We start from the raw sequence: 13,393 nt of genomic DNA, 5'->3' as shown, positions 1-13,393 counted from the left end.
CTGCCGAAATGAAAAACGTTCTCCTCCTTTGCGCCTATCTCTCTTCTGTCTACATCATGGCACAACCCAATACCGAAGTCTTTCTTTTAGATATTTCGGAGAAAAATGGAAGTCTGGATTTTACAAACCCTAGAAATATTTCAAATAATGATGGTTATGACAATCAACCATCATTTTATGATAAAGACATGGTTTCTTTTTCATCTACTAGAAATGGTCAAACAGACATTGCCCAATACCATTTGGATACCCAAAAACTCCACTGGATCAATGATACGCCCGGTGGTAGTGAATATTCTCCTTTAAGAGTACCAAAAAGCAAACATATTTCCGCCATTAGATTAGACACTACAGGCTTGCAACGATTGTACCAGTACAACACCTCCACCGGGAAAAGCAAAGAATTGCTCAAAGACCTAAAAGTAGGCTATCATGTATGGTACAATAAGGATATTCTAGTATTTACGGTTTTGGTCAATGGTGGAATGGACCTGATGATTGCCCATCTACAAAAAGGAACCCAGAAAACCGTTTACACAAAGGTAGGCCGTTCATTGCATAAGATTCCCAATTCCGATTTGGTAAGTTTCATTGGGTATGAAAACAATCGCTCCTTTGTTTTTTCTTTAGATCCGAACTCTGGTGAAACCAAAAAACTAATCTACTTGCCGTCAAAGGTACAGGATATATGCTGGTTGGGCGATGGCAGCATTTTAATGGCACAAGGAAATCGTATCATGAAGTTCAACCCACAGCAGGATGCCAACTGGAAAGAGATCAAACAATTTGATCAAAAAGAACTGTACAGCCTCAGTCGAATGGCGGTTAGTGAAAATGGAAAATTGTTGGCCGTTGTGGCTGAGGAATCCCCGGAAGTTATTGTTCAAAAACAATTGGATGCCTACAATGCCAGGGATATAGAGGCATTTTTGGCAACCTACAGTGATAATGTAAAAGTGTACAATTACCCACATACCTTATCCTATGAAGGAAAAGCCAATATGAAAACAGGATATTCCAGTCTCTTCACCAATGTGACTGATTTAAATTGTGTGATAAAAAATAGAATTGTTATTGGCAATAAGGTAATCGATGAAGAATACCTCACTATGAATGGAAATAACTTCAGTGCCACGGCAATATACGAAGTGGCGAATGGAAAAATAATTGCTGTGACTTTTATACAATAAATCCCTCTTGAAGCCTAAATTACATATCCTTCCCACGATAATATTATCACAATTTGCCTGCACATCCTTATGGTTTGCAGGGAATGCCATTGTAGATGATCTTACTTCCAAAACAGGTTTGGGAACTGAAATCATTGGTTATGTGCTATCTTCTGTTCAATTGGGTTTTATTGTGGGTACCTTGGTTTTTGCTCTTTTGATGATTGCTGATCGGTTTTCCCCATCCAAAGTGTTTTTGATTTGTGCCTTTTTAGGGGCACTTTGTAACCTAGTTTTGTTATACGAAGAGATCGGCACTACCCTCTTATTGATAGTTCGATTTGGTACGGGATTTTTCTTAGCAGGAATCTATCCGGTAGGAATGAAAATTGCGGCGGACTATTATGAAAAGGGACTGGGCAAAGCCTTAGGTTACTTAGTGGGTGCCCTAGTATTGGGGACCGCTTTTCCCTATCTTATCAGTGGTTTGGATTTTAAGGATTATACTATTGTAGTTTTTACCACTTCTGCTTTTGCTGCTTCTGGTGGGCTTGCCATGTGGCTTTTGGTACCCAATGGCCCTTTTAGAAAAGCGAGCAGTCAACTTCAATTGAAGACCGGCTTCACCTTATTCAAAGACCTTCATTTTAAAAAGGCGGCCTTCGGCTATTTTGGGCACATGTGGGAGCTTTATGCCTTTTGGGCCATCACACCTTTAGCGATCAAAGGATACAATACTTTATACGGTACTTCCTTGTCGGTTCCTTTATGGACTTGTGGTATTATTTCCATTGGAGCGCTTTCCTGCGTCTTGGGCGGATACACTTCGTTACGAATTGGGAGTAAAAAAGTGGCCCTCTTCGCCTTGACCGTTTCCGGTCTCTTCTGTGTGTTATCCCCCTTATTTTTTGAACTCCCATCATTTTTGTTTCTCATTATTTGGTGTTTATGGGGTATGGTGGTCATTGCAGATTCTCCTCAATTTTCCACTATGGTAGCGGCCACAGCTCCTACTGCAATAAAGGGCACTGCACTAACACTGGTCAATTGTATTGGTTTTGCCATAAGTATTTTGAGCATCCAACTCTTGCTTTATCTTTTAGATTATATTGATATTCGGTATATCTTCTTGTTTTTGGCGCTGGGTCCTATAGGAAGTTTATATTATTTTCTTAAAAGGAGCTCTTAACTTTTTTTTAAGAATTTATCCTTTGATATAAACGTACATTGGGGCGACTAAAAAATTTGAATAATGAAAAAATTAATTACCACTTCTTTTCTTCTCCTGAGTACCGTTCTCATTGCACAAACGGATATGCGTATTTATGATATTATCGACGCCATATCTGAAGAACGTATTACAAAGGATATCACCACCTTGGCGAATTTTGGTACGCGGCATACGTTGAGCGACACCGTTTCCAACACTAGGGGAATTGGAGCAGCACGACGCTGGATCAAGAAGGAATTCGAGAAAATTTCAAGTGCTTGTAATAATTGTCTTGAAGTATCTTTTCAAAAAGACCTCGTAAAAAAAGGAACCAATGCCCGTATTGTACACGATGTATGGGTAGTAAATGTTGTTGCTATTCAAAGAGGTACCAAATATCCCAATCGCTATATCATTATGAGTGGTGATATTGACTCTAGGGCAAGCGATGCTGCAGATTTTACTTCAGACGCTCCAGGGGCAAATGACAATGCAAGTGGTATGGCGGGTACTATCGAGGCCGCTAGGATATTGTCCAAATATAAATTTGAAAGCAGTATTATTTATTTGGGATTGTCTGGCGAGGAACAAGGATTGTTTGGAGGGCAAGGCCTAGTAAAACAGATGAAAGAAGGCAATTGGGATTTGATCGGAATTTTCAATAACGATATGATTGGAAATATCCGGGGAGTTGACGGGGTAATTAGCAATAGGGATTTTCGAATTTTCTCTGAGCCTGTTCCTGCCACGGAAACCGCACAACAACGGAGAGCCAGACGTTTCTATGGTGGTGAAGTTGATGGAATTTCAAGGCAATTGGCCCGATACGTCCATAAAACGACCAAAACTTATATGCCGGAAATGAACCCTATGATGATCTATAGATTAGATCGTTTTGGGCGTGGAGGTCACCATCGGCCTTTCAATGATGCAGGTTATGCCGGTATCCGTATTATGGAAAGTCATGAAAACTATACCCAACAGCATCAAGATGTGCGTGTAGAAGATGGCATTGCGTATGGAGATGTTTTGGAACACGTAAATTTTGGGTATGCAAAAAAATTAACGGCGGTCAATGCAATCAACATGGCCTCCTTGGCCTGGGCTCCTCCTTCTCCGAAAGAGGTTAAAATTGGTGGTATTGTAGAACCTTCAGCACGTTTTAAATGGTCTAAAGTAGACGGTGCCGTAGGATATAAGATTTACTGGAGAGATACCACTTCCCCAACTTGGGATCATAGCAGATATGTAGGAGATGTTGATGAATTTACGCTAGAAGGTATTGTTATAGATAATTTCTTCTTTGGTATTGCCGCTGTTGGGAAAGATGGACATGAGAGTCCCGTGGTTTTCCCCAACGCTATTTTTAGATAGACATCGTCCAAATGGGCAGCTTGGGCTATAAAATCCTTACTTGCTCTCCCTTTACCCTTAACACTTTGTTATTCTCAGGCTATGAAAAAAATAGTACGGTTTTTCCCAGTATTCCTTCTAATGGTATTATCATCCCATGGACAGTTTACAGCACAAGATACCCTTAGGGGAAGTATTACCCCGGAAAGGGCTTGGTGGGATTTAAATTTTTATCATTTGGATATTAAAGTTGATCCAGAAACTAAAACCATCTCGGGGAAAAACACCATTCGCTATCAAGTCAAACAAAAACACAAGGTACTACAAGTAGATCTACAAGCCCCCATGAAGATTACTAAAGTAGTACAGGATGGAAAAGATTTAAAAGTACGTTCTAATGGCAATGCCCATTTTATTAGTTTACAAAAAAAGCAAAAAAAAGGGGCCTTTAATGAAATTGTAATCTTCTATTCGGGGAAACCTAAAGAAGCTGTTAACGCTCCTTGGGATGGAGGTCTGTCCTGGAAAAAAGATAGCAATGGAAAGCCTTTTGTGGCGACCTCCTGTCAAGGTTTGGGTGCCAGTGTGTGGTGGCCCAATAAAGATCATATGTACGATGAAGTAGACAGTATGGCCATTAGTGTTGAAGTTCCCAAAGATCTCATGGGTATTGCCAATGGTAGGCTTCGGCAGGTGCAAAAAAATAGTACCACCACCACCTATCATTGGTTTGTTCAAAACCCGATCAACAATTATGGCGTCAATGTAAATATTGGTGATTATGTACAGTTCCAAGAAACCTATAAGGGAGAAAAAGGAATATTGGATATGGATTATTATGTATTAAAATACAACTTGGAAAAGGCGAAAAAACAGTTTAAAGATGCTCCAAAAATGATGAAGGCCTTTGAACATTGGTTTGGTCCATATCCCTTTTATGAAGACAGTTTTAAATTGGTGGAAGTCCCCTATTTGGGAATGGAACATCAGAGTTCCGTAACCTATGGCAACCAATACATGAACGGATATCTTGGACGGGATCTTTCAGGTACGGGATGGGGTTTAAAGTTTGATTTTATTATCATCCATGAGGCCGGCCACGAATGGTTTGCCAATAATATTACCTATAAAGATATTGCGGACATGTGGATTCATGAAAGTTTTACCGCCTATTCGGAAAGTATCTTTTTGGAATACCACTACGGAAAGGAAGCCGGTGCGGAATATGTGAGGGGCACACGATCTGGTATTCGCAATGACAAACCCATCATTGGCATCTATGGTGTAAATCAAAGAGGTTCTGGAGATATGTATTACAAAGGAGCCAATATGTTGCACACCCTTAGACAATGGGTAGAAAGTGATGATCAATGGAGGAAACTTTTACGCGGGTTAAACAAACAGTTTTATCACAAAACGGTGACTACGGAAGAAATTGAGGCGTATATAGCGACACAGACCGACAAGGAACTGACGGCCTTCTTTGAACAATATTTGAGAACGACAAAGATTCCACTTTTGGAATATGAAGTAGAGGGCAATACCATTACCTATCGCTATAGCAATATTGTTCCCAATTTTGATATGCCCATACGGATTTTCATCGAAGGAAAGGAAAAATGGTTTTTCCCAACATCGGAATGGGCTACAGAGACTTTTCCCGGGGATACCTCTACTTTGATCATCGATCCCAATTTTTATGTCAAAACAAAAAAAATCAATTAAATCCGCTCAGGTTTTGAAAATCTATTTTCCACAATGGCAAGGTTCTGGTACAGGTACGAATATTGAACCTGGAGCCCAAACAGTATTGGAGTATCTGGGTGATCCTGAGTATGTCCAAGTTCCGCTTTCCCCATTGGAAGCGGGAAAAAATGGCAGAAAAATGTATGATATCAACAATTTTGATGCTATCACGGAACAATTGACCCGTCTAAAAAATACGTTGGCGGAACATCAACCCAAGACACTCAAAACTATAGGAGGGGATTGTGGCCTAGAAATTGTCCCTGTTTCCTATCTTAACAAAATCTACGATAAACTGGGCGTCATTTGGTTCGATGCCCATGCCGATATCAATCGGCCTTGTGATTCTGCCAGTTGTAATTTTCATGGGATGCCTTTGCGAACGCTCTTGGGAGAAGGTGAGGCAAAAATGGATCATTTGCTCTTTTCCAATATAAAGGCCTCACAGATTCACTATGTAGGGTTACGGGATATTGATGCTACGGAACAGCTACGGATCGACGAAGGAAACATTTATGCCCCTAAAACTGTGAATATTCCTGAATTGGTGCAGCTATTACAACAAAAAAATATAAAACACCTATACCTACATTTTGATTTCGATTGTCTTGACCCCTTGGATTATGACAAAACCTACTACCAAGTTCCCCATGGCGTTAAAATTAAGGAAGCAGAAGCTTGTATTCAGGAACTGCAACGTAATTTTACCATTGTAGGAAGCAGTGTTTTGGAATCCATTACCACAGACATGGAGAAGTTAGGCCCTATTCAGGGCATCATTGATCTATTATTAAAATAAGTATCCTATAAAAAACAACCGAAGATGTCTAAATATCTCTTCTTTCTCAGTTCTTTGCTTCTCGTCGGGGCTTGTGGTTCCAATGGGGCTACACAAAATACGGATAACCCCAAAAATGAGGTGCTGGTTTTAGGAGCCATTCATAGTGGACATAGAACCGATAGTATCTACAACACCGATTATTTGGATAAACTTATACGCGAAATAAAACCCGATTACATTCTTGCTGAAATTCCACCTGATCGTTTTGATGCTGCCATGGAGGGTTTTCAACGGGACGACAGTATTTCGGAGCCCCGCGTTTTGCGCTTTCCAGAGTATGTTGATGTTGTTTTTCCTTTGACCAAGGAAATGGATTTTGAGATTATTCCAACCGCCGGATGGACACTTCCCATGGCCCAGGAACGACAACAAAAATTACGGGCAATAAGCAGGGACAGTTCCAGAACGGCAGATTGGAAAGCTTATACGGAAGCCAATCAACTTTCGGACTCTGTGTATAGAAGTACTGGAAAAGTAAATGACCCCTACTTTATCCATACCCACACCTATGACAGTATCCAAGATATTAGCCTTCAGGTATACAACAAATTGTTCAATGTAGAACTAGGTCTTGGTGGCTGGGAAAATATTAATATTGCCCACTATTGGAATATTGAAAAAGCGTTGGAAAAACACCGCTACGAAGGAAAAAGAGTGCTTATTATTTATGGTGCCGGACACAAAGGATGGTTCTTGCGACAATTGCGCAAACGCGATGATATTTCCCTTTTGGAAATGAAACCTTTTTTGGATGCTATCCAATAACCACTTTATCATGTAACGTTAATATCCCTTTCTAAATAGCATTTTATGAAGGCAGCAGTTTTTGAAAAATTTCAAGGTCCAATTGAGTTAAAAAATGTACCCGATCCAACACCCAAAGGTCACGGCGTGGTCATCGAGGTCAAAGCCACTGGCCTTTGCCGTAGTGACTGGCATGGATGGATGGGACACGACACCGATATCAACTTACCGCATGTACCAGGTCATGAATTGGCCGGAACCGTAGCTGCCATTGGCAAGGATGTACGCAATTTTACTATTGGAGATCGGGTTACGGTGCCTTTTGTTTGCGGATGTGGGCATTGCGGGGAATGTATTTCCGGAAACCACCAAGTGTGCGATCACCAATCCCAACCTGGATTCACCCATTGGGGATCGTTTGCAGAATATGTGGCCTTAGATCGGGCAGATACCAACTTGGTAGTGTTACCGGAGGAAATCAATGATGTTACCGCAGCCACTTTAGGCTGCAGATTTATCACTTCCTTCAGGGCAATTGTAGCACAAGGAAAAGTAAGTGCTGGGCAATTTGTGGCCATACACGGATGTGGCGGTGTAGGCTTATCGGCAATTATGATCGCCAATGCCCTAGGAGCACAGGTAATCGCTGTGGATATTGATGATGTTACCTTAAACTTGGCAAAGGAATTGGGAGCCGTTGCAACGGTCAATGCCAAAACCCAAGAGGATGTTGTTGGGCACATCCGTGAATTGACCAAAGGTGGCGTTCATGTTTCCATGGATGCTCTTGGGAGTGCCACCACTTGTTTTAATTCGGTAGCCAATTTGCGCAAAAGGGGAAAGCATCTTCAGGTTGGCCTAATGACTGGAGATCATCAACATCCTAAAATACCTATGGATCAGGTGTTGGCCAATGAACTGGAAATTTTGGGAAGCCATGGGATGCAAGCTTATAAATATCCAGAACTTTTAGAAATGATCAAGCATGGAAAATTGCAGCCACAAAAATTAATCGCAAAGACCATCAGCCTGGAAGAGGCCACTATTGCCCTACCGCAAATGGGTAATTTTGAACATACGGGAATGCAGGTCATTAATTCCTTCGCATAATAATCTAAACTCCCCTAAAACTGCTTTCTCCTGTGCAAATGGGAAAGTGGGCAAGAACACAAGAATTTTTAACTTCTCAAGGAACAATCTTTAGAATTTACCTTGATACAAATTGCGCATTTGAACTATGCCATGAGCTATAATCCAGTATCTTTAGGGTATCTTTTATATCCAGCTATTCAAAACATCAACTTTTTATATGAGTCAGCGCTCCAAAGAATTTCGAAAATATGCCTATCAATTTGTAGATTGGATGGCAGATTATATGGATAATGTTGAGGATTATCCCGTTAAATCCCAAGTATATCCCAAGGAAATATACCATCAACTTCAGGGGAGCATTCCAGAGGAAGGAGAGTCTTTGGACATTATTTTCAGCGATTTCAAAAACATTATTCTTCCAGGGGTGACACATTGGCAAAACCCTAATTTTTTCGCCTATTTTCAGGCCAATACCAGTACGCCATCCCTATTGGCGGAAATGTTGACGGCGACCCTGGGCGTACAAGGCATGAAATGGGATACCTCCCCTGCCTCCACGGAGTTGGAAGAAAAAGTAATGGAATGGCTTAAAAAACCTATGGGAATTCCGGAGCATTGGACTGGAGTGATCCAGGATTCCGCTTCATCCGCTACCTTGGCGTCGATCATTACGGCTAGGGAGCAAAAATCCAAGCATCAAGTCAACAAAAAAGGCTTTGAGGGGTTTACAAAGTTTCGCATTTATTGTTCGGAAGAAACCCATTCCTCTATTGAAAAAGGGGCTAAAATAGCAGGAATAGGAAAGCATAATGTGATAAAAATACCCACCAATGCCCAGCTTCAATTGCGAACAGAAGTATTGCTGGAAAGTATTCAAGAGGATATTCAAAATGGATATGAGCCCCTATGTATTGTTAGTGCTTTAGGCACTACAGGAACTCTAGCTATGGACCCTTTGGCAGAAATTGCGGCAATTGCTAAAAAATTCAATATTTGGCTACATATAGATGCGGCTTATGCCGGTTCTGCCCTATTATTACCGGAATATCGAGCATTGCTGTCTGGTATAGAAAAGGCCGATAGTTTTGTCTTTAATCCACATAAATGGCTATTTACGAACTTTGATTGTTCGGCCTATTTTGTCAAAGATAAAGAGGCCTTGGTCCATACATTTGCCATATTGCCCGAGTATCTCAAAACAAACACGGATGGAAAAGTCAATAATCATTCTGACTGGGGCATTCCTCTAGGAAGGCGTTTTCGTTCCTTAAAACTATGGTTTGTACTCAGATATTATGGTTTGGAGGGATTACAAAAGAAACTTCGTTACCATATTGAATTGGCCAAATGGCTGGAAAATCAAATTGTAAAATCGCCCAACTTTCAATTGGTCGTAGCCCGAAGTATGAATTTGGTATGCTTTCACTTTGCTCCAGACACTATTCAGGATGTCCATAGCTTGAATACCATAAACAAAACACTATTACATGAACTAAATGCAACAGGCCGCATCTACCTGACCCACACTGTAGTGAACGGTATTTATACCTTGAGAATGTCCATAGGACAAACCCATGTAGAACGAGAACATATAGAAAATGCTTGGGCCTTGATTACAGCAAAGGCAGCGGAAATCGTGCTCCTTAAAACCTAGAATTATCGAAACGCATATTGTTCCTTTTCAAGAAAAGCCAATCCGTTTGCAAGAATATGGAGTGGGTATTTTTAGTACTGTCCCAACAAAATCTGCCTTAAAAAAAGCAATAAAAAAAGGAAGGGTTTTTGTCAATGGAAAAGAAGCTTCCACTGCCATACAGATTAGAGGGAATGAAATCATCACGCTCCATGCCCCTGCCCCTATTTCATCTGGAAAACAGCTCGTTATGCCCCTTGAAGTTCTTTATGAAGATGATGACCTTGCCGTTATTCATAAGCCTGCTGGAATTCTAGTCAGCGGGAATCATTTTAGAACCATTTCCAATGCTCTGGAACAAAATCTAAACCAAAGCGCTAAGTTGGATGCCGTTAGGCCGCAGCCCGTGCATCGTTTGGATTATCCTACTACCGGAGTATTGCTTGTGGGAAAAACAAGTTCTAGTATCACTGCTTTAAATAGTCTTTTTGAACAGCAACAGGTCTCTAAAACGTATTTGGCCATTACTATAGGGGACATGCCACTTCAAGGATCTTTAACCACTCCTATTCATACAAAGAAAGCGCATTCTGACTATACGGTCTTAAAAACAGTACCCTCTGCACGATTTGGGAAATTGAATTTGGTATCCCTATCCCCTAAAACGGGAAGAAGGCATCAATTGCGGATACATTTAGCAGGTCTGGGCAATCCCATTTTAGGGGATCAACACTATGGCCAAACTCCCCTTATTCTCAAGGGCAAGGGGTTATACCTACATGCCTTCTCTTTGGAGTTGCCCCATCCTATCACGGGAAAAAGAATGGTTTTTAAGAAGGATCTCCTTCCCAAGTTTCATTCTATTTTTCCAAAAGATCAAGAGTCCCTATGATATCGTGACTAAAACGGAATTCCTATGGTTTAAAAAAGAAGAATTCCTTTTAAAAACAATATATTTCGCTGATCTTTGAAATGCTGTTCTTTTACGCTAAAAAAATCAATATGAAATTCCTATTCAGAACCCTTCTTTTTCCCATCATTGTTACATTGTTCCTTGGTTCCTGTAAAGGAGAAGTCAAAGAAACGGACGCTTCTATACATCAAAAGGAAAAAGCCCCTGTGAAAGCTACATTAATTCAGCATACCGTTCTCTCCGATGGGCATCCTTTGGCTGTTTGGGAAAAGAGTCCAACAAACCCCAAAGGAGCAATTCTATTTGTTCATGGAAGGACTTGGAGCGGTGTTCCTGATTTTGATCTACAAGTGGAAGGGGAAGACCTTTCCTTAATGGATGGAATGGTTGCCGAAGGTTATGCTACCTATGCCATTGATCTTAGGGGTTATGGCGGTACGCCCAGGGACAGTACGGAATGGAATACCCCTAATAAGGCCGCCAAAGATGTACATGAGGTTCTACAATGGATTTCCGAAAAACAGCATAGGGCTAAAGTGCATTTATTTGGGTGGTCCATGGGATCTACGATATCTCTTTTGGCCGCTCAGCAAAAAACGGATCATATCGCCAGCCTTAGTCTCTTTGGTTTTTGGTTAGATTTGGATAATCGTATCCCTGAAGATCCTAAAGATCATCGTTTGGCCAAAATAGTAAATACCCCGGAAGCTGCGGCCAGCGACTTTATTGTTCCGGGCAGTATTAGTCAAAAGGCCATTGACACTTATGTGAACGTAGCCTTACAAGCGGACCCTATAAAAGTGGATTGGAAAAACTTGAACGAGTACAATCAAATTGCACCCACCACCCTTGAACTGCCGGTGTTGGTACTACAAGGGGAATTGGACCCCATTGGTCCCACGGATCGACAAACAAAATTGTTTACACGCTTAAAAACAGCAGATAAGAGTTGGGTGGTCATTAGCGGAGGAGATCATGCCGCATTTATGGAAAGGCCTCGTCCCCATTTTATCCAAGCCTTTAGTGGGTTTATCAATAGGTTTAATCCTTAACTGAAATCTTGAAATGACGAAGAACGTATTAGGATTTCGTTTTATTTTGATATTTTTTATCGCTACGCTGGCTCTTGTGCAATGTACCACATCCAAGAAGGACATTTCCAGACCTACTGACAGTGATCTTCTCCATTTTCAGGTATCAGAAGCTGTAAAGCAAAGTGATTATTTTGGCATATGGGATTCCATCATGCCCAAAAAAGGAATCTTAGCTCCAGATTTCACTATTCATTCGGTTGAAGGGGATATCTTCAATTTATCCGAACAACTTAAGAAAGGACGTCCCATATTGTTAGTCAATGGAAGCTATACTTGTGATTTAAGCAGACGATCATTGCCCAAAATAGATGCACTCTACCAAAAGTACGGTTCCAAAATCGATATCTTTATAATCTATACTATGGAGGCCCATCCCATGAACCATCCAAGCCCGTATTCTCGAGAAAATAGCATTTGGATTCGTTCAGAAAACCTTAGGGATAGTATCGCGGCCAAGAAACCTGAGACCTATGGCGAACGTAAAACATTGTCCAGGCAATGGAAGGAAAAATTTAAAATACAACCTAAAATTCTTTTGGACAATCCTGAAAATGACTATTGGACCTTGTACGGGCAAGCCCCTAACATGGTGTATTTAATTAATTCAGAAGGCATCATCATAGAAAGACAAATCAATTTTCACAGGAAAAAAATTGAGGATAAAATGAAGGACCTCCTCAAGATGTAAAAACGGATATCGCACGATTGCGGTATTCACTTAACAGAAGAGTCTATGATAGATCAAATGGGAAGAAAAGTAAATCTTCTTCAAAAACCATCCCGTATCATATGCCTAAATCCATCCCAAACGGAACTTCTTGTAGATTTAGGATTGGAAGAATACATTGTTGGTGTTACCAAGTTCTGTATACATCCGGTACACCTTAGAAAGAATAAAACCGTAGTAGGTGGAACAAAGCAAATTTCATTGGCTAAGATCGATGCCTTAAAACCAGATATTATTCTTTGTAATAAGGAAGAAAATACCAAGGAAATGGTTCTTGCCTTGGAAAAAAAATATCCAGTGCATGTTGCCGATATTGCAACAATTGATGAAACGTTGGATTTGATTAGGCAATATGGCGTCCTCTTCCAATGCGAAGACAAGGCTATAGCGCTCTGTACCATCCTAAATAATAGAGTGGCTGATTTCAAACAGTTTGTTTCTACTACATCTAAAAAAAGAGTGGCGTATTTTATTTGGAAAAACCCATGGATGGCTGTAGGAAACAATACGTTCATTCACCACCTTTTAGAGCTTAATGGATTTGTTAATATTTTTGGTACAATAGCACGCTATCCGGAAATAGATATGAATGCGTTAGATCAGCATAAGCCCGATTTCCTGTTACTTTCCTCAGAACCCTTTCCTTTCTCAGAAAAACATATTGAAGAGGTAAAATTGATGCCTACCAAAGCTAAAGCTGTTTTAGTGGATGGGGAATACTTTTCTTGGTATGGCTCCCGCCTAATTCATGCCTTTGATTATTTCAAAGCCTTGCATACCCAGTTACAAGAGATATAATAGCTTGAAAAGGAAACTCCCACAACATTTGTGTCATTTTTTGCTTCATCTGTTGTATTGTTCCGATGTCCAT

The 13,393-nt window shown here is 40.6% G+C and carries 12 protein-coding genes; all 12 read left to right on the top strand.

From position 1 onward, the window contains the following. The first annotated feature begins 8 nt into the window (after positions 1 to 8). The 12 genes from ACEXOE_RS19745 to ACEXOE_RS19690 all read left to right on the top strand — a co-directional run bounded on the left by ACEXOE_RS19745 (position 9) and on the right by ACEXOE_RS19690 (position 13,320). The gene (locus ACEXOE_RS19745; RefSeq protein WP_394750582.1) at positions 9 to 1,190 is read left to right on the top strand and encodes a nuclear transport factor 2 family protein; all 1,182 of its coding nucleotides are present in this window, start codon (positions 9 to 11) and stop codon (positions 1,188 to 1,190) included. 7 nt (positions 1,191 to 1,197) lie between these two features. Continuing rightward, on the top strand, positions 1,198 to 2,358 hold the full coding sequence (locus ACEXOE_RS19740) for an MFS transporter (RefSeq protein WP_394750581.1): 1,161 nt from the start codon (positions 1,198 to 1,200) through the stop codon (positions 2,356 to 2,358). 63 nt (positions 2,359 to 2,421) lie between these two features. Next, positions 2,422 to 3,753, top strand: a complete 1,332-nt coding sequence (locus ACEXOE_RS19735; RefSeq protein ID WP_394750580.1) for a M28 family peptidase — start codon at positions 2,422 to 2,424, stop codon at positions 3,751 to 3,753. A gap of 81 nt (positions 3,754 to 3,834) precedes the next feature. Continuing rightward, positions 3,835 to 5,457 carry a M1 family metallopeptidase gene (locus ACEXOE_RS19730; protein ID WP_394750579.1) on the top strand — a complete coding sequence of 541 codons (1,623 nt, stop codon included), beginning with the start codon at positions 3,835 to 3,837 and terminating at the stop codon, positions 5,455 to 5,457. Between the two features lie 13 nt (positions 5,458 to 5,470). Continuing rightward, positions 5,471 to 6,277: an arginase family protein gene (locus ACEXOE_RS19725; RefSeq protein WP_394750578.1), complete on the top strand. Its 807-nt coding sequence runs from the start codon at positions 5,471 to 5,473 to the stop codon at positions 6,275 to 6,277. Between the two features lie 24 nt (positions 6,278 to 6,301). After that, on the top strand, positions 6,302 to 7,084 hold the full coding sequence (locus ACEXOE_RS19720; RefSeq protein ID WP_394750577.1) for a hypothetical protein: 783 nt from the start codon (positions 6,302 to 6,304) through the stop codon (positions 7,082 to 7,084). A 45-nt stretch (positions 7,085 to 7,129) separates the two neighbouring features. Beyond that, on the top strand, positions 7,130 to 8,173 hold the full coding sequence (locus tag ACEXOE_RS19715; RefSeq protein ID WP_394750576.1) for a zinc-dependent alcohol dehydrogenase family protein: 1,044 nt from the start codon (positions 7,130 to 7,132) through the stop codon (positions 8,171 to 8,173). Between the two features lie 199 nt (positions 8,174 to 8,372). After that, positions 8,373 to 9,809 carry a pyridoxal phosphate-dependent decarboxylase family protein gene (locus ACEXOE_RS19710; protein ID WP_394750575.1) on the top strand — a complete coding sequence of 479 codons (1,437 nt, stop codon included), beginning with the start codon at positions 8,373 to 8,375 and terminating at the stop codon, positions 9,807 to 9,809. A 46-nt stretch (positions 9,810 to 9,855) separates the two neighbouring features. Further along, positions 9,856 to 10,680, top strand: a complete 825-nt coding sequence (locus tag ACEXOE_RS19705; protein ID WP_394750574.1) for an RluA family pseudouridine synthase — start codon at positions 9,856 to 9,858, stop codon at positions 10,678 to 10,680. A gap of 110 nt (positions 10,681 to 10,790) precedes the next feature. Next, positions 10,791 to 11,753, top strand: coding sequence for an alpha/beta hydrolase (locus ACEXOE_RS19700; RefSeq protein ID WP_394750573.1), 963 nt, complete (start codon positions 10,791 to 10,793; stop codon positions 11,751 to 11,753). Between the two features lie 13 nt (positions 11,754 to 11,766). Next, positions 11,767 to 12,483, top strand: a complete 717-nt coding sequence (locus ACEXOE_RS19695) for a TlpA family protein disulfide reductase (RefSeq protein WP_394750572.1) — start codon at positions 11,767 to 11,769, stop codon at positions 12,481 to 12,483. Positions 12,484 to 12,528: 45 nt separating this feature from the next. Next, positions 12,529 to 13,320, top strand: coding sequence for an ABC transporter substrate-binding protein (locus ACEXOE_RS19690; protein ID WP_394750571.1), 792 nt, complete (start codon positions 12,529 to 12,531; stop codon positions 13,318 to 13,320). Positions 13,321 to 13,393: the final 73 nt, after the last annotated feature.

This window comes from Spongiimicrobium salis, from assembly GCF_043678055.1.
Classification (GTDB): Bacteria; Bacteroidota; Bacteroidia; order Flavobacteriales; family Flavobacteriaceae; genus Spongiimicrobium; species Spongiimicrobium salis.
Note: the sequence above shows the minus strand (reverse complement) of the source record. Positions and strands in the feature narration are given on the sequence as shown.

Bases quoted from the DNA above. Each gene is read 5' to 3' on its own strand.
- ACEXOE_RS19710 (WP_394750575.1), top strand. From the start codon at position 8,373: ATGAGTCAGCGCTCCAAAGAATTTCGAAAATATGCCTATCAATTTGTA.
- ACEXOE_RS19695 (WP_394750572.1), top strand. From the start codon at position 11,767: ATGACGAAGAACGTATTAGGATTTCGTTTTATTTTGATATTTTTTATC.
- ACEXOE_RS19700 (WP_394750573.1), top strand. From the start codon at position 10,791: ATGAAATTCCTATTCAGAACCCTTCTTTTTCCCATCATTGTTACATTG.
- ACEXOE_RS19735 (WP_394750580.1), top strand. From the start codon at position 2,422: ATGAAAAAATTAATTACCACTTCTTTTCTTCTCCTGAGTACCGTTCTC.
- ACEXOE_RS19720 (WP_394750577.1), top strand. From the start codon at position 6,302: ATGTCTAAATATCTCTTCTTTCTCAGTTCTTTGCTTCTCGTCGGGGCT.
- ACEXOE_RS19690 (WP_394750571.1), top strand. From the start codon at position 12,529: ATGATAGATCAAATGGGAAGAAAAGTAAATCTTCTTCAAAAACCATCC.
- ACEXOE_RS19715 (WP_394750576.1), top strand. From the start codon at position 7,130: ATGAAGGCAGCAGTTTTTGAAAAATTTCAAGGTCCAATTGAGTTAAAA.
- ACEXOE_RS19745 (WP_394750582.1), top strand. From the start codon at position 9: ATGAAAAACGTTCTCCTCCTTTGCGCCTATCTCTCTTCTGTCTACATC.
- ACEXOE_RS19730 (WP_394750579.1), top strand. From the start codon at position 3,835: ATGAAAAAAATAGTACGGTTTTTCCCAGTATTCCTTCTAATGGTATTA.